Origin of the sequence: Actinomadura sp. J1-007 (genome assembly GCF_009793335.1) — a bacterium.
GTDB classification, from domain to species: Bacteria; Actinomycetota; Actinomycetes; order Streptosporangiales; family Streptosporangiaceae; genus Spirillospora; species Spirillospora yumaensis.
Window position 1 is genome coordinate 1,041,630 of record NZ_WING01000001.1, and the last position, 16,433, is coordinate 1,058,062.

Annotated in this window: 14 protein-coding genes and 2 pseudogenes; 14 read left to right on the top strand and 2 right to left on the bottom strand. The window is 73.2% G+C overall.

Annotated elements, in window-relative coordinates:
* From GEV43_RS04735 to GEV43_RS04760, 6 genes and pseudogenes are all read left to right on the top strand, one after another.
* Positions 1 to 2,433 (top strand): glycoside hydrolase family 3 C-terminal domain-containing protein, encoded by a 2,433-nt coding sequence (locus GEV43_RS04735; protein ID WP_160819630.1) that lies wholly within the window; start codon positions 1 to 3, stop codon positions 2,431 to 2,433.
* A gap of 103 nt (positions 2,434 to 2,536) precedes the next feature.
* Entirely contained in the window at positions 2,537 to 3,163 is a 627-nt protein-coding gene (locus GEV43_RS04740; protein ID WP_160819631.1) for a MerR family transcriptional regulator, read from the top strand.
* Between the two features lie 365 nt (positions 3,164 to 3,528).
* On the top strand, positions 3,529 to 4,113 hold the full coding sequence (locus GEV43_RS04745; protein ID WP_160819632.1) for a DUF2165 family protein: 585 nt from the start codon (positions 3,529 to 3,531) through the stop codon (positions 4,111 to 4,113).
* A gap of 209 nt (positions 4,114 to 4,322) precedes the next feature.
* A pseudogene (locus GEV43_RS49430) lies at positions 4,323 to 4,544 on the top strand (YidH family protein); the annotation flags it as partial.
* A 163-nt stretch (positions 4,545 to 4,707) separates the two neighbouring features.
* On the top strand, positions 4,708 to 5,037 hold the full coding sequence (locus tag GEV43_RS04755; RefSeq protein WP_309239455.1) for a DUF202 domain-containing protein: 330 nt from the start codon (positions 4,708 to 4,710) through the stop codon (positions 5,035 to 5,037).
* A gap of 131 nt (positions 5,038 to 5,168) precedes the next feature.
* Positions 5,169 to 5,567: a RidA family protein gene (locus GEV43_RS04760; protein WP_160819633.1), complete on the top strand. Its 399-nt coding sequence runs from the start codon at positions 5,169 to 5,171 to the stop codon at positions 5,565 to 5,567.
* On the opposite strand, the gene GEV43_RS04765 is transcribed toward GEV43_RS04760, so the two are convergent.
* A complete protein-coding gene (locus GEV43_RS04765; RefSeq protein ID WP_160819634.1) occupies positions 5,516 to 6,466 on the bottom strand; it encodes a LysR family transcriptional regulator in 951 nt (316 codons plus the stop codon). The genes GEV43_RS04760 and GEV43_RS04765 overlap by 52 nt on opposite strands.
* 133 nt (positions 6,467 to 6,599) lie before the next feature.
* On the opposite strand from GEV43_RS04765, the gene GEV43_RS04770 reads away from it, so the two are divergent.
* Complete coding sequence (locus GEV43_RS04770; protein WP_309239456.1) at positions 6,600 to 7,472, top strand: SAM-dependent chlorinase/fluorinase; 873 nt, start codon at positions 6,600 to 6,602, stop codon at positions 7,470 to 7,472.
* 31 nt (positions 7,473 to 7,503) lie between these two features.
* Here the strand turns inward: GEV43_RS04770 and GEV43_RS49435 are convergent.
* Positions 7,504 to 8,345: pseudogene (locus GEV43_RS49435) on the bottom strand (oxygenase MpaB family protein).
* Between the two features lie 73 nt (positions 8,346 to 8,418).
* Here GEV43_RS49435 and GEV43_RS04780 point away from each other — a divergent pair.
* The 7 genes from GEV43_RS04780 to GEV43_RS04810 all read left to right on the top strand — a co-directional run bounded on the left by GEV43_RS04780 (position 8,419) and on the right by GEV43_RS04810 (position 16,427).
* On the top strand, positions 8,419 to 9,066 hold the full coding sequence (locus tag GEV43_RS04780) for a TetR/AcrR family transcriptional regulator (RefSeq protein WP_160819636.1): 648 nt from the start codon (positions 8,419 to 8,421) through the stop codon (positions 9,064 to 9,066).
* A 50-nt stretch (positions 9,067 to 9,116) separates the two neighbouring features.
* Complete coding sequence (locus GEV43_RS04785) at positions 9,117 to 9,515, top strand: NUDIX domain-containing protein (protein WP_160819637.1); 399 nt, start codon at positions 9,117 to 9,119, stop codon at positions 9,513 to 9,515.
* Between the two features lie 37 nt (positions 9,516 to 9,552).
* On the top strand, positions 9,553 to 9,984 hold the full coding sequence (locus tag GEV43_RS04790; protein ID WP_160819638.1) for a PaaI family thioesterase: 432 nt from the start codon (positions 9,553 to 9,555) through the stop codon (positions 9,982 to 9,984).
* Between the two features lie 121 nt (positions 9,985 to 10,105).
* Positions 10,106 to 10,948, top strand: coding sequence for an alpha/beta fold hydrolase (locus GEV43_RS04795; protein ID WP_160819639.1), 843 nt, complete (start codon positions 10,106 to 10,108; stop codon positions 10,946 to 10,948).
* A 105-nt stretch (positions 10,949 to 11,053) separates the two neighbouring features.
* Positions 11,054 to 12,169: an abortive infection protein gene (locus GEV43_RS04800; RefSeq protein ID WP_160819640.1), complete on the top strand. Its 1,116-nt coding sequence runs from the start codon at positions 11,054 to 11,056 to the stop codon at positions 12,167 to 12,169.
* 224 nt (positions 12,170 to 12,393) lie between these two features.
* The gene (locus GEV43_RS04805; RefSeq protein WP_160819641.1) at positions 12,394 to 15,405 is read left to right on the top strand and encodes a chitinase C-terminal domain-containing protein; all 3,012 of its coding nucleotides are present in this window, start codon (positions 12,394 to 12,396) and stop codon (positions 15,403 to 15,405) included.
* A 305-nt stretch (positions 15,406 to 15,710) separates the two neighbouring features.
* On the top strand, positions 15,711 to 16,427 hold the full coding sequence (locus tag GEV43_RS04810) for an alternative oxidase (RefSeq protein WP_160819642.1): 717 nt from the start codon (positions 15,711 to 15,713) through the stop codon (positions 16,425 to 16,427).
* Positions 16,428 to 16,433: the final 6 nt, after the last annotated feature.

Here is a 16,433-nt window from a genome sequence, read left to right on the forward strand (position 1 = left end):
GTGACCATCGATGAGAACGCGCTGGACCGACGGGTCGCCTCGCTCTCCCTCGACGCGAAGGCCGGGCTGCTGACCGGGGACGGCTTCTGGACGCTGCGCCCCCTCCCCGAGATCGGCCTGCGCCGCCTGGTGATGTCGGACGGCCCGAGCGGCGTCCGCGGCACGACCTGGGACGAGCGCTCCACGAGCCTGCTGTTCCCCAACCCGACCGCGCTCGCCGCGACCTGGGACCCGTCCGCCGCCGGGGAGGCCGGGCGGCTGAACGGCGCGCGGGCCCGCGCGATGGGCGTGCACGTCCTCCTCGCCCCGACGGTCAACCTGCACCGCACCCCGCTCGGCGGCCGGCACTTCGAGAACCTGTCCGAGGACCCGCTGCTCACCGCCCGGATCGCGGTCGCGTTCGTGCGGGGCGTGCAGTCCGCGGGCGTCGCGGCGACGGTCAAGCACTTCGTGGGCAACGACTCGGAGACCGCGCGCATGTCGTACGACGCGCGCATCGACGGGGAGACCCTCCACCAGCTCTACCTGCGGCCGTTCGAGGAGGCCGTCCGCGCGGGCGCGTGGGCGGTGATGGCCGCCTACAACAAGGTCGGCGGAACGACGATGACCGAGCACCGGGACCTGCTCACCGGCCTGCTCAAGGAGCGGTGGGGCTTCGACGGCGTCCTGGTGTCGGACTGGACGGCGATCCGTTCCACCGAGGGCAGCGCGAACGCGGGCATGGACCTGGAGATGCCCGGCCTGCCCGAGAACCGCTGGCGCGGCAGGCTCGCCGCCGCCGTCCGCGAAGGCCGCGTCGCCGAGGAACTGGTCGACGACAAGGTACGGCGCGTGCTGCGGCTGGCCGCGCGGGTCGGGGCCCTGGACGGCTTCCCGGTGCCGCCGCCCGCGCCCGTTCCCGGCGACGTCCGCGAACGGCTCCGCGCCCTGGCGGCGCGCGGCATGGTCCTGCTGCGCAACGAGCGCGACGCCCTGCCGCTGACGCCCGGCGGGCTCGGGACGGGAGCCGGTCCGGGCGCGGCCCCGCACGTCGCGCTGATCGGGCCGAACGCCGTACGGTTCAGCGCCCAGGGCGGAGGCAGCGCGCACGTCAACCCCGAGCACGTCGTGACGCCCGAGGAAGGGCTCCGGCACGCGCTCGGCGACGGCGCGCGGATCACGGTGCGCCCGGGGGCGTTCCCGCACGAACGGCTCGCCCCGCTACCGCTCGGCCTGACCACCGACCCGGTCTCGGGCGACCCGGGCGTACGGCTGGAGTTCCTCGACGCGGCGGGGGCCGTGCTGCGCTCCGAACGCCGCGAGGCCGCGCGGTTCATCCTCTTCCAGGACGTCCCCGAGGAGACGCGCGTGATCGTGGCGCGCACGCGCGTGACCCCGGCCGAGGAGGGCGTCCACACGTTCGCCGTCACCGGCGTCGGCGACCACGAGCTCAAGGTCGGCGGCACGGTCGCGCCGGTCGCGCTCGCGCGCGGCGACCGCGACCCGGTCGAGGCGGTGATGCGGCCTCCGGAGCACCGCGTGGAGGCGGCGCTGAAGGCGGGCGAGCCGGTCGACGTCGAGCTGCGGCACGCGTTGACGGGCGACGGGCCGTTCGCCTCGTTCGGCATCGGCCACCAGGCGCCGCGCCTGACGGACGACGGCGAGCTGGCCGCGTCCGTCGCCGCCGCCCGCGAGGCCGACGCGGCGGTCGTGGTCGTCGGCACGAACCCGGAGGTCGAGAGCGAGGGCTTCGACCGCACGTCACTCGCCCTGCCCGGCCGCCAGGACGAGCTGGTGTCGGCGGTCGCCGCCGCCAACCCCCGCACGATCGTGGTCGTCAACGCGGGCGCGCCGGTGCTGATGCCGTGGCGGGACGAGGTCGCCGCCGTGCTGTGGGCGTGGCTGCCGGGCCAGGAGGGCGGGGCCGCGATCGCGGACGTGCTGACCGGCGCGGCCGAGCCGGGCGGGCGGCTGCCGACCACGTTCCCGGTGACCGGGACCGGCGTGCTGTCGCCCGTCCCCGACGGCGACGGCACCCTCGAATATTCCGAGGGGACGGCGATCGGCTACCGCCACTACCCGCCGCAGGACGTCGCGTACCCGTTCGGGCACGGGCTCGGCTACACCGCGTGGGAGTACGCGTCCCTCGTCGTGTCGGGCGGAACGGCCGAGGTGGCCGTCCGCAACGCCGGGCCCCGCGCCGGGCGCGAGGTCGTGCAGTGCTACGCGTACGGGGAGGCGTTCCCGGTGCGGCTGGCGGGCTTCGGCATCGCCGAGGCCGCGCCGGGCGAGACGGTCACCGTCCGCGTCGAGCTGGACGAGCGCCTGACCGCCGCGCGGCCGTCCGGGCACGAGGACGGGCCGTCAGGCCATGCGGACCGGGCGTCCGGGCCGTTCACGCTGCGGGTCGGCCGGTCGATCGCCGACACCCGCCTGGAGGCCCGGATCGGGTGACGGGGCCGTGACGGGATCGTGTCCGGACGACCCCGGTGCGTTGCCGGATACCGCCCTCACCGGCCGGTTGGATGGCGTTACCATCCATCCGAGGGGGTGCGCGGTGCAGATCTCCGAGCTCAGCGATCGCAGCGGCCTGACCGTCCAGACGATCAAGTTCTACATCCGGGAGGGCCTGCTCCCCAAGGGCTCGGCGGTCAGCGCGACCCGGTCGGAGTACGACGAGCGGCACCTGGAGCGGCTCCGCCTGATCAACGCGCTGCGCGACATCGGCGACCTGCCCGTCGCCGCCATCCAGCAGATCATCGCGAGCGTCGACGACCCGTCGGTCGGCCTGCACGAGCTGTTCGGCACCACCCAGTACGCGATCGGCCCGCACGTCGAGCGGCCCGACGACCCGCACTGGCGGGCCGCGCGCGAGGACGTCGACGCGCTGGTCCGCGAGCTCGGCTGGAAGGTCGGCGGCGGCGCGCCCGCCCGCGACCTGCTGGCGCACTCGTTCGTCGCGCTCCGCCGCCTCGGCTTCCCGATCACGCTGACCGACCTGCGCCCCTACGTGCGGGCCGCGACCGAGGTCGCCGAGCACGAGCTGCGCCGGGTCAGCGACGACGCCCCGCGCACCCGCACCGTCCACTCGCTGCTGGTCTCGACCGTCCTGTACGAGCAGGTGCTCACCGCGCTGCACCGGCTCGCGCAGGAGGACGCGTCCGCCCGCCGCTTCGGCGCCTGACCCCCGGCCCCGTCCCGCCTTCGCCCGCCTTCGGGCACCTTTGCCCGCCTCCAGGCGTGGCCGCGCGCCCGTCCACCTCCGCGCCCCGTCCGTCCGGGGCCGCTCGGGCGGCTCGGGGGCGCCCACCTGCGCTGTGTCCGATTTCACCGTTTCCATCGCGTATCATGGGAACCGCAGGTCACACCTCAGGCCAACGGGGCCCGCGACGTCGCAGCCGGCGACGGAGCCAGTGGACCACGCCCGTCACGGACGTCCCGCCGGGGACCCGTACGCAAGGTCGGGCGGCGAACGGGCCCCGGGTACGTGTTCTTGCGCTCGCACGAGGGGCTCTCACCCCTGTCCCCGCGACCGTAAGGACGAGTCCGATGACTTCTCCCGCACGCGTGCAGCGCTTCGACACGACGTGGTTCATCCGCGCCACCAAGGCGCTGCTCACCTTCACCGTCGGCGGTTTCGCCTTCTTCGTGGTGTTCGGCAACGTGACCGACTACTGGACGAACTTCAACTTCGTCTCGCACGTGTTCGCGATGGACGCGCAGAAGCCGGCGCTGCACGAGGTCAGCAAGATCAACTATCGCGCGATCTCCTGGAACTGGTTCCACCACCTCGCCTACGTCGGCGTCATCGTCACCGAGGCGCTGATCATGGTGACCTGCCTGGCCTCGGCGTACCGGCAGGCGCGCACGCTGCGCGCGCCCGACGCCGCGTACCGCAAGGCCAAGCGGTGGGGCGTGGTCGGCTGCACGATCGGCCTGTTCCTGTGGTTCTTCGGCTTCCAGGCCGTGGCCGGGGAATGGTTCGGCATGTGGATGAACGAGACCTGGAACGGGATTCCCGACGCCGTCCGGCTGTGCACCTACATCGGCATCGTGCTGGTCTACCTGACGATGACCAACGACCGCGCGGCGGACGAGTCCGACGCGGCCCGGTCCGGCCGGGGCGCCGCCTGACCTGCGGCCCGGCCGGCGGGCGCCCGCCGCTCGGCGGGCGCCCGCCCGCATTCCGCGCCCCCTACCGCACAATTCCGGGATAACGGGTCGGAATTCTTTGAGCAAATGGTCCCGACAAATCCGTAATCGCGGGCATGACCTAATATGAAGGTCCGCGGGGGCGTCCGGCCCCGCGCTTCCACAGGGCAGGGCCGAGGGTTGAGGTGCCGATGACCGCGAAGGACGTCCCGGGCTCCACCGGCGGAGGCTGGCGGGACCGGCTCCTCGCCGAGGGCAGCGATCCCGACCCGCGCTTCACGCTCGCGAACGAGCGCACGTTCCTCGCCTGGATCCGCACCGCGCTCGCCCTCGTCGCGGGCGGCATCGGCATCGCGCTCAGCGGGGAGCTGATCGTCTCGCCGCTGCGGCACGTCCTCGCGCTGGTGTTCTCCGGCGCGGGCGCGCTGCTCGCGATGCTGGCGTTCCGGCGCTGGCTGCGCACCGAGCGCGCGCTGCGCCGCCACGAGACCCTGCCGCCCCCGCGCTCGCGCCGGTCATGGCGTACGGGCTGGCCGCCGCGGCGGTGGCGCTGGTGGTCGCGCTGCTGGCCACCCGGTGAACGGGTCCGGCCGCCGTCCGGACCTGTGGGATCCGGGCGCCCAGCCGGAACGCACCGCGCTCGCCTGGTCGCGGACCACGCTCGCGCTGATCGTCACGGGGCTGCTGTGCATCCGGCTCGCTCCGACGTGGACGGGCGCCGCCGTCGCGTCCGCCGTCGTGTGCGGGTCGGCCGGGCTGCTGCTGCACCGGGCGCGCGCCCGGCTGGGCGCGCGGAACGGCCGGCTCCGCGCGGGGCGCCCGGTCGCCGACCCGGCCTCGGTCCTGCTCACCACCTGCCTGACCGTCCTGCTCGGCGCGGTCGGCCTGGCCTTCGCGCTCGCCTGACGGCGGCGGGCCGCGGCGGTTCAGGCATGTCCGGTACGCATGGGTGGTGTGCGAGAGACTCGCTTGTGGCATGTCTGGCCGCGGCCTAGCGTCGTTCGGGCCGAATCCGAACGACGGAGGTTGATCCCGCTATGCGTCTCACCCGCAGCGACCCGGCGACCGTTCCCGCGCCGCCGCCCGGCCGCTACTCCCACGCCGTCCAGGTCACGTCGGGGCCGATGCTGTACGTCTCAGGACAGATCGCGCTCGGGGCGGACGGCGGGATCGACGCGCCGGGCGACATGGCCAGGCAGTCGGAGGTCGTGTTCTCGATCCTGGAACGGATCCTCGCGGCGCACGACGCGTCGTTCGCCGACGTGGTCAACGTGCGCACGTTCGTCACCGACCTGGGGCTGCTCGCCGAGTACGCCGAGGTGCGCGGCCCGTTCTTCGGCGGCGGACTTCCGACGAGCACCACGGTGGAGGTGCCCCGCCTGTTTCACCCGGACGCGCTGCTGGAGGTGGAAGTCGTCGCCGCGCTGCCCGGCTGAGGCCCGGCGGCGGCGCGCAGGTCGTCCAGGAAGGCGGTCACCGGCGGGAAGCGCCGCGCGTGCCGGGCCACGGCCGCGTAGACCGTCCGGCGGAGCGGTTCGGGGGCGACGGGGCGCAGCACAACGCCGTCGGTGGCCGCCGCGCCGGCGGCGAGCGCGGGCACGAGCGTGACCCCGAGCCCTCCGGCGACCAGGCCCAGCTTCGACAGCCATTCGGACGCCCGCAGCGGCGTCTCGGGCACGAACCCGGCGGCCTCGCAGCGGGCCCGCAGCGCGGCGACGGCCTCGGGGGTGTCGGCGACGATCCACGGGTCGTCCGCCAGTTCGGCCATCGGGACGCGGTCCCGGCCGGCGAGGCGGTGGCCGGCGGGCAGCGCGACCAGCAGCGGATCGTCCAGCAGGTGGACGAGGTCCGCGGCGGCGAGGTCCGGGGTCTTGTGCGTGCTCACCACGGCGAGGTCGAGGTCGCCGGCTTCGAGCATGGGGAGCAGCCGTTCGGTGGTGCCCTCGCGCAGCGACGGGCGCACGCCGGGATGCCGGGCGCGGAACCGGGCGAGCGCGCGCGGGACGAGCGCCGTGGTGGCCGTCGGGAACGCGCCGAGCCTCAGCGTCCCGGCGTCGAGCCGCCGCAGGCCGTCGAGCGCGCGGGCGGTGTCGGCGAGCCGTTCGAGCAACGCGCGCGCGTGCGGGAGCAGGTACTCCCCCGCCGGGGTCGGCCGTACGCCCCGCGCGCCGCGCGCGAACAGCTCGACGCCGCACACCTCCTCCAGCGCGGCGATCTGCCGCGAGACCGCCGACTGCGTGTAGCCCTCGGCGGACGCGGCGGCGGTGAACGACCCGAGGTCGGCGACTGCCGCGAACGTCCGCAGCAGGACGGGGTCGAGGGACTCGGCGCGCATGGGGGCGAGCTTACGTAACGCCGCGCCCGGCGATAGCCTCGGGCCGAACGCCTCGGGCGGCCGTGCCGCGCGCACGCCCGGCGCCGCGCCGTTCGTCGTTTCCGCAGGTCCGCCGGGTCGTGAGGGTCGTTCCGTGTCCGAGAGCCGTCCGTTCGTCAGCCTCGCCACCGACTTCGGGGCCGCCTACACCGGCACGTGCGCCGGGGTCGTCCACGCGATCGCGCCGACGGCCGCCGTGCTGGTGCTGAGCGACGAGATCACGCCGTACCGGGTGCGCGAGGGGGCGATGCTGCTGCGCCAGGCGCTGCCGTACCTGCCGGTGGGCGTGCACATCGGGATCGTCGATCCGGGCGTCGGCACGCCCCGGCGGCCCGTCGCGGTCGTGACCGGGCGCGGCGACGTGCTGATCGGCCCAGACAACGGCCTGCTGCCGCCCGCCGCCGAGAAGCTCGGCGGAGCCGTCCGGGCGCACGTCTTGGAGAACCCCGCCTACCGGCAGGAGTCGGTCTCGACCACGTTCCACGGCCGCGACGTGTTCGCGCCCGCCGGGGCGCACGTGGCGCGCGGCGTCGAGGTCGCCGACCTCGGCCCGGCGGTCGATCCCGACGCGCTGGTCCCGCTGGACGTCCGCGCGCCGTCCGTCCGCGAGGGCGAGCTGACGGCCGGGGTGCTCTACACCGACCGCTACGGGAGCCTGGTCCTGCACGCCGGCCGGGACGACCTCGCGGCGGCGCTCGGCGGCGTCGCGTACGGCGACCCGCTCGACCTGTCCCTGACCGGCGCGGACGGGACGCCGCGCCGCGTCCGCGCGCCGTTCGCCGAGACGTTCGGGAGCGTCGCGCGCGGGGAGCCGCTGGTGTGGGTCGACTCGTCCGGCTGGCTCGGGCTGGCGGTCAACCAGGGCTCGGCCGCCGAACGTTTCGCCCTGGACGACGACGGCACGCTGACGATCCGCCGCGCCCCGACCGTGCCTGCCCCGACCGAGCCCGCCCCGGCGCCCCGCTGAGGGCGAGCGGTCTGCAGAGGGCGGGGCCGCTTCAGACGAAGGAGCGGCCCTTGCGCATGCGGCGGCGGAAGTCCCACAGGTAGACGTTGAACGGGAACCTGCGCAGCGGCCCCGGCATCAGCCGGTTGGCCACGGCCATGCCCTTCAGCGCGGCGGCGAAGACGGCCCGGTCGCGGCCCGTCCACTCGTAGCCGAGCTCGTCGCGGAACTCCTGCGGCAGGAACCCGACCGTCATGACCCGGTTGAACGGGCCGAGGACCTTGGCGAGCGGGCCCGGGAGGAACCTCACCTCCGCGATCCCGCGCAGGTAGGCGCGCGTCTGGCGGTCGACCTCGATCCGCTGGACGGACTCCTTCCAGTACGCCTCGAACGCCTCCCGGTCGGCGGGCCACATGTCGGGCCGCACCTGGAGGGTCGTCCCGAAGCGGGCGCCGTGCTCGTAGAACCGGCGCAGCGTCTCCGGGCCGGGGTCGCCGTAGAACGCCCGGTAGGTGTCCTCGTACCCCGGTAGATGCAGGCGGCGACCCAGAGCTGGAGTTCGCGGTCGAACGCGTTGTAGCGGACCGGGCTGTCCTCGTCCGAACGGACCAGCCGGTGCGACCTGTTGACCTCCTGGCGCATCCACTCCCGCTCCTCGGGCGTGCCGACGGCCGCGACCACGAGGTAGGTGAGGGTCGTGCGGGTGCGCTTGACCGGGTGCAGGTCCAGCCGTCCGCTGTCGACCTTGCTCTCGACCACGCCGCGCCCGACGGGGCGCCGGGAGAGCTGCATGATGACGTTCGCGCCGCCCGCGACCAGCGCGAGGCCGGTCATCAGCTCGGTGTGCGCACGGGGGACGGGGGCGGCGTCCGCCCGTTCGGCAAGCTCGGTCATGCCGCCTCCAGATCAGTAAACGCCTGTGTGCAGAATTTAGAGATCAAGAAACGGCTGTGTCAAGATGGGGGGCGTGAGCTCCGCGTCACCCCGGGTCTACGGCGGCGTCGACGCCGACGCGCGCCGCGCCGAGCGCCGCGCCCGGCTGCTGGAGGCCGGGCTGGACCTGCTCGGCACCGGCGGCCTCCAGGCCACGACCCTGCGCAAGGTCTGCGAGCACGCCGGGCTCGCGGCCCGCTACTTCTACGAGAGCTTCCCCGACCTGGACTCGCTGATCGTCGCCGTGTTCGACGACATCGTCGAGCAGCTCGTCCGGGCCGGGACCGAGGCGCTCGCGGACGCCCCGGCCGACACCCGGGGCCGCCTGCGCACGGGCCTCGGCACCGCGATCGACTTCATCGGCGACGACCCCCGCAAGGGGCACGTCGTGCTCACCGTGGCCATGGGCAGCCCGCCGCTCGCCGAGCGCCGCCTGAGCGCGGGCGAGCGCATCGCCCGCCTCGTCGCCGACCGCACCCGCGACGCGTACGGCGACGGCGAGGCCCCGAGCGACCGGCACCTGATCCTGATCTCCCGCTTCCTGGTCGGAGGCTTCGCCGAGACGCTGACCGCGTGGATGCGGGACCCGTCCACCCCCCGCGACCGCCTCCTGGACGAGTGCGTCGAGCTCTTCCTCGCGACCACCTCGGCCCTCGCCACCCTCCGCGCGTCCGACTCCTGACCCGCCGCCGCGCTCCCGGCCCGCGGCGGGGCGGTGGGAGACTGATCGCCATGGAGGATCTCGACGTCGTCGCGTGGGTGCAGGTTCACGAGGGCCGGATGCTGGCCGTCCGGTCGCGCGGACGCGACCTGCTGTACCTTCCCGGCGGCAAGCGGGAGGCGGGCGAGACCGACTGGTCGGCGCTGTCGCGCGAGGTGCGCGAGGAGCTCGCCCTCGAACTCGACGCCGCCACGTTCCGCGAGCTCGGCGTCGTGCGCGCCCCCGCCCACGACCAGCCCGCCCACGCCCACGTCCGCATGGCCTGCTTCACCGCCGCCTACCGGGGCGACATCGCGGCGACGAACGAGGTGGACGAGTTCCACTACGTCGCCCCGGCCGACCGCGGCCTGCTGGCGCCCGCCGCCCGGGCCGCGCTGGACCTCGCCCGGACGCGCGGCCTGCTGCCCTGACCCGGTTCTGTCGGTGGCGGCCTGTTCAATGCCGCCCATGGACGTTCAGAGGCAGGGCCCGTTCTGGGACGTCGTGGCGGGCCGGGTCCCGCCGCCGCCCGCGGCGGAGCTCCTCGGCTGGGAGCTCGTCGCCGTCGACCCCGAGCAGGGGACGATCGAGGTGGCGTTCCAGGCGGGCGAGTCGTTCACCAATCCGATGGGCGTGATCCAGGGCGGGTTCCTGGCGGCGATGCTCGACGACACGCTCGGCCCGGCGCTGGTGGCGACGCTCCCGCCCGACCGTTTCGCGCCGACCCTCGACCTGCACGTCCAGTACCTCCGGCCCGCCCGTCCGGGACGGCTCATCGGGCACGGCCGGATCGTCCAGCGCGGCAGGGAGGTGTGCTTCCTCGCCGGGGAGCTGGCCGGGCCCGACGGCAGACCGGTCGCGGTCGCGACGGCGACCGCGCGCGTCCAGACCGTCCGCTAGGGCCGCCGCTCGCGTGCCGGGCCGGGCCGGACCGGGCCGGACCGGGGCGGGAGCGGTTTAGGGGTGCGATGAATTCCGGCTTCCGGGTCGGTCTGAATGGGGAACCGAGAGGGAGGCATCGATGGACGGGACATCTGGCGGTATCTGCACGGAGACGTTCGGGGACGGCGGCGACCCGCCGCTGCTGCTCGTCGGCCTCTCGATGCTGACGTGGCCCGACGGCCTGTGCGCGCGGCTCGCGGCGGGGCGGCGGTTCGTCGTGCGGTACGACCTGCGCGACACGGGCCGTTCGGTCACGGTCGACCCGGACGCGCCCGGCTACACGTTGCGCGATCTCGTCGCGGACGCGGTGGGCGTGCTCGACGCGTTCGGGCTCCCCCGCGCGCACGTGGCGGGGTTCGGGCCCGGCGGCTGGATCGCCCAGCTCCTCGCGCTGGACCACCCGGACCGGGTCGCGTCGCTGACCCTGGTCGGGACGCGGCCCACGGCCCCGGGCCCCGCCGACGCCGACCTGCCCGAGCACGCGCCCGAGCTGATGGCGTTCGTGACGGGCGCCCCGAAGCCGGACTGGTCCGACCGGGACGACGTGGTCGAGTACATGGTCGCGCACGCGCGGGTCTTCGGCGGCACGCGGGGCGTCGACGAGGCCGAGGTGCGGGAGCGGGCCGGGAGGATCTTCGACCGGGCCGGCGGGCGGTTCCAGCGGTCCAACCAGCTCGGGACCGCGTTCGCCGCGATGGACTGCGGCGAGCGGTGGCGCGAGCGGCTGCCCGAGGTCACCGCGCCGACGCTGGTCGTCCACGGCGACGACGACCCGTTCTTCCCGATCGGCAACGGGCGGGCGCTGGCGCGCGAGATCCCGGGCGCCGAGCTGCTCGTCCTGCCCGAGACGGGGCAGGAGCTCCCGTGCCGGGTCTGGGACGTCGTGGTGCCCGCCGTCCTTCGCCATACCTCCGGCGGCTAGACGCACCGACTTTGGTCTGTCCCCCGGCCCCAGGTGGCCGATGCGGGGGGCGCGGCGGGCGGCGGAGACTCGCGGTCGGGTGGCCCGACAAGCGAGGAGTGTCCGATGGGTGAAGCGTCGTTCGGCCGCAGGAGCGTACTGGCGGGAGGGCTCGGCGCGGTCGCGCTCACGGCGGCGTCCGGCACCGACCAGGGCTGGTCCGCCTTGCGGCCCGCCGCCGCGCGGGCCGATGCCGCGCCGGCGGGGCGGCTGCCGCAGCGCGGGGTCAACTACGACACCGAGCGGGAGGTGTGGCGCGGCGAGTACGTCCGGCGCGAGATGCGGACGATCCGGCGCGACCTGCACTGCAACGCGGTCATCCTGCTCGGGTCCGACCTGCGGCGGCTGAGGGAGGCGGCGGAGCACGCGGCGGCGGAGGGGATGTTCGTCTGGTTCGAGCCCCGCAAATTCGATCACGGCGCGAAGGACACCCTGGCGTTCGTGCTGGAGGTGGCGCGGTACGGGGAGCGCCTGCGGAGGCGCGGCCACGGGGTCGGCCTGTCCCTCGGCTGCGAGCTGACGATCTTCATGGACGGCCTCGTGCCCGGCCGGAACTGGGAGGAGCGGGGCGCCGCGCTCGGCACGCCGGAGGCGGCGGGCTACAACGAACGGCTCAACGCGTTCCTCGCCGGGGCGCTCAAGGCGGTGCGCCCGGTGTTCGGCGGCCGGGTCACCTACTCCTCGGGCGTGTGGGAGGAGGTGCGCTGGCGCGGCTTCGACGCGGTCGGCGTCGACCTCTACCGCGACGCGTCCAACGAGGCGTCCTACGAGCGGGACGTGCGGGCGCTGCACCGGTTCGGCAAGCCGGTCGTGATCACCGAGTTCGGGTGCTGCACGTACCGGGGCGCGGACGAGCGGGGCGGCGACGGCTTCCAGATCATCGACTGGGCGAAGGAGCCACCGGTGGTGCGGCCCGGCTACGTCCGCGACGAGCGCACCCAGTCCGCCTACATCTCCGAACTGCTCGACGTGTACGAGGCGCAGGGCGTGTACGGCGCGTTCGTCTACAACTTCATCGAGTCCGACTCGCCGCACAACGGCAAGCGCCTGTACGACTACGACATGGCGGGATTCTCGCTGGTCAAGGTGCTCCCGCCGGAGTCGGGCAAGGGCTACGCGGCGACGGGCCACTTCGAGCCGAAGCAGTCGTTCCACACGGTGGCGCGCCGGTTCGCCCCCTAGGGCCGGCCGGCGCCGAACAGCAGTCTCCGCCGCGTCTTCGCGCGCCCCCGGCGGACGCTTCCGGCCGGTCACGATGGGTGACTTTTTCAGTGGTCCAGTGCTCTTGCTGGACCGATTCAGACTGAATGGCACCGTTGAATTTCACAGCTTGCCAGCCCGTTGAAGTGCGGTTATGGTCACCACAATTTGGATACTTTCCTAATTAATGAAGGAGCAGGATTGCCGTGGCCGCACGCCGTTCCCCGCTCCGGGCGATCCTCGCCGGATGCACCGCGCTCCTCCTGATGCTCGGTCTGTCCGTCGCCGTCACCACGCCCGCCAGCGCAGCCGAGCCGACCGCCGCCTGCCGCACCGTTCAGGAATGGGGCGGCGGCGCGCAGTACGCCTGCACCATCACCAACGGCGGCAGCGCGTCCATGTCGGGCTGGAAGCTCGAATTCGATCTCGCGTCCAACGTGCGGATGGGCTCCTACTGGGACGCCTCCCTCGCCAGTTCGGGCAGCCACCACACGTTCACCAACCGCGAGTACAACGGCTCGGTCGCGCCGGGCGCCACCGCGTCGTTCGGCTTCCTCGTCTCCTTCACCGGCACGCTGACCGAGCCGCAGAACTGCCTGCTCGACGGCCGGCCGTGCGGCGGCGGCACCGTGGACGCCCCGCCGAGCGCGCCCGCGAACCTCCGCACCACCGAGGTCACCGCCACGTCCGTCTCCCTGGCCTGGGACGCCGCGACCGACGACAAGGGCATCAAGAACTACGAGGTGCTGAACGACACCGCCGTCGCGGCCACCGTCACCGGCACCACCGCGAAGATCGACGGTCTGAAGGCGGGCGGCCGCTACACCTTCACCGTGCGCGCCCGCGACACCGCCGACCAGGTCTCCCAGGCCGCGCCAGCGGTCACCGTCACCACCCCCGGGACGGGCGAGGACATGCCGCCGTCCAAGCCGGGCGAGCTGCGCGTCACCGGCGTCGCGGCCGACTCGGTCAGCCTGAGCTGGGGCGCCGCCACCGACGACCACGGCGTGACCGGGTACGACGTGCTCCAGAACGGCTCGGTCGTCCAGTCGGTGACCGGCACGAGCGCCACCGTGTCCGGGCTGACCGCGGGCAGCTACCGCTTCGCGGTGCGCGCCAAGGACGGCACGGGCCAGGTGTCCGAGCTGAGCAACGAGGTCACCGCGAAGATCGGTTCCGGGACGGCCGGCTGCCGCCCCGACGGCCTCTACCAGACGCCGGGCGTCACGCCGCCGTACTGCGAGGTCTACGACGACGGCGGCCGCGAGAAGATGGGCGACGGCCACCCGCGCCGGTCCATCGGCTACTTCACGGGCTGGCGGGACGGCAAGAACGGCGCGCCGCGCTACCTCGCCAGCGACGTCCCCTGGGACAAGGTCACTCACATCAACTACGCCTTCGCCCACATCGACGGCCAGAACAAGGTGTCGGTCGGCGGCGACAACGCGAACAACCCGGCGATCGGCATGGAATGGCCGGGCGTGAAGGGCGCGGAGATGGACCCGGCCTATTCGTACAAGGGCCACTTCAACCTGCTCAACAAGTTCAAAAAGCAGCACCCGAACGTCAAGACGCTGGTCTCGATCGGCGGCTGGGCGGAGACCGGCGGCTACCTCGACGACAACGGAAAGCGCGTCGCGTCCGGCGGTTTCTACACGCTGACCGACAGCCAGGACAAGATCAACACCTTTGCCGACTCGGTCGTCTCGTTCCTGCGGCAGTACGGGTTCAACGGCGCCGACATCGACTACGAGTACGCGACCTCGATGAAGTACGCCGGGCACCCCGACGACTTCACCTTCTCCAACGCGCGGCGCGCCAAGCTGATGGCCGGATACGTCGCGCTGATGAAGACGCTGCGAGAGAAGCTGGACGCGGCCAGCGCAGCCGACGGCAAGTACTACATGCTGACGGCCGCCGTCTCGGCGTCCGGGTGGATCCTGCGCGGGCACGACAGCTACCAGGTCACGCCCTACCTGGACTACGCCAACATCATGACGTACGACCTGCACGGTTCCTGGAACCATTTCGTCGGCCCGAACGCGGCCCTCTACGACGACGGCAAGGACAACGAGCAGGCCGAAGGCGGCGTCTACAACGCCTACGGAATGGGCTATCTGAACACCGACTGGGCCTACCACTACTTCCGCGGCGCGATGCAGGCCGGGCGCATCAACCTCGGCCTGCCCTTCTACACCCGCGGATGGCAGCAGGTCACCGGCGGGACGAACGGGCTGTGGGGCAAGGCCGCACTGCCCGACCAGACGAAGTGCCCGCCCGGCACAGGAAAGGACGTCGGCTCCACGACGCCGTGCGGGAACGGCGCGGTCGGGCTCGACAACCTCTGGCACGACCTCGACAACGCCGGCGTGGAACAGGCGTCGGGCAGCAACCCGATGTGGCACGCCAAGAACCTGGAGAAGGGCATCCAGGGCAGCTACATCGGCGCCTACGGCCTCGACCCGGTGAACGACCCCGCCGACCGTCTCACCGGCACCTACACGCGCCAGTACGACAGCACGATGAAGGCGCCGTGGCTGTGGAACAGCACCAAGAAGGTGTTCCTTTCCACCGAGGACGACGAGTCCATCGCCGCCAAGGCGCAGTACGTGGTCGACAAGGGCATCGGCGGCGTCATGTACTGGGAGCTCGCCGGCGACTACGCCTGGGACCCGGCCCGCAACGGCGGCAAGGGCGAGTACTTCATCGGCGACACGCTGACGAGCCTCATCAACGACAAGCTCAAGGGCGCCGGCCCGTACCAGAACCGCAAGTCCGACCACACGATGCCCAAGGAGACGCTCGACGTGAAGGTCGACCTGGTCCGGTTCCCGGTGGGCGACGCCAACTACCCGATCACTCCGACGCTGCGCATCACCAACAACTCGGGCCAGGCCATTCCGGGCGGCGCCACGTTCAAGTTCGACTACGGCACGTCCGCGCCCGCGTCCATGACGCAGCAGACGGGCTGGACCCTGTCCGTCCAGGCGGGCCACACCGGCAACAACGTCGGTGGCCTGAAGGGCGACTTCCATCGTGCGACGCTCACCGTCCCGAACTACACGAGCATCCCGAACGGCGGAACCGCCACCGTCGCGCTCAGCTACCAGCTGCCGATCGCGACACCGTCCAACTTCGTCCTCACCTTCGGAGGCAAGTCCTACGCGCTCACCCAGGACTACCCGCTGACCACCTCGGTGGGCGGCCGCAACCGCTGACACGGTAGGCGGCTCCACACGACGCGGGGCGTATGCCGGCTTCCCGGCATACGCCCCGCCCGTGTCCGCCGGGAGCCGCGCCGCGGGGCAGGTCGCCGCCGGTGCCGACCCGGCCACTACCGGGCGGCGATCGTCCTGGCCACCATCCCGCCGTGGACCAGTACACGATCCACCGGACAGGCCCTAGGGGACTTCCCTTACGCCGGGCGGCGTACCGCGGGGGCGGGGGCGACGTCTCCAGCGGTACGGGAAGTGACTCTTCGCGGCCGACGTGCGGGCCCGTACCGTCCGCGCAGGATCAGGGCATGACGATCACAGAGACGTACCCGGCCACCACCGGCCCCCGTGCGGGCGGGCCGCCCAAGCTCTCGCCGTGGGAGCTGCGCGCCGCCCAGATCGAGACGCTGGAGAACCCGCGGCTGCGCTACGGACTGCTCGCGCGGATGCTCTTCAAGCAGATGGACCTGGTGTACGGGCGCGAGCGCACGCTGGTGAAGTTCACCATGCTGGAGTTCATCGCGCGCGTCCCGTACCAGGCGTGGGAGCGGATGGGCTACCTCTCGCTCGCCCGCCACCGCCGCCGCTCCGCGCTCGCCAAGCGGGTGTACGAGCGGATCGTGGAGACGCGGGAGGAGCAGGACAACGAGCAGTGGCACCTGCTGATCCTCCAGGACCTCGTCCAGCGGGAGGGGCACCGGCAGTCGTTCCTGCTGCACCGCGTCGCGCCGTGGCTCGTGGCGTTCTTCTACTACCACGTGTCGTGGATGCTGTTCCTCGTGCGGCCGGAGGCGAGCTACCGGCTGAACGCCGACTTCGAGGACCACGCCGAGCACGAGTACATGGCGTTCGTCGCCGAGCACCCGGAGCTGGAGGACGCCGCCGCCCCCGCCACGTACGCCGAGGAGTACGGCCGCTACGCCTCCCTCGCCGACCTGCTCCGCCAGATCGGCCACGACGAGCGGACCCACAAGCAGGACAGCCTGGCCAACCTGCGCGCCCCCCGCTTCCAGGACACCCCGTGACCGGGT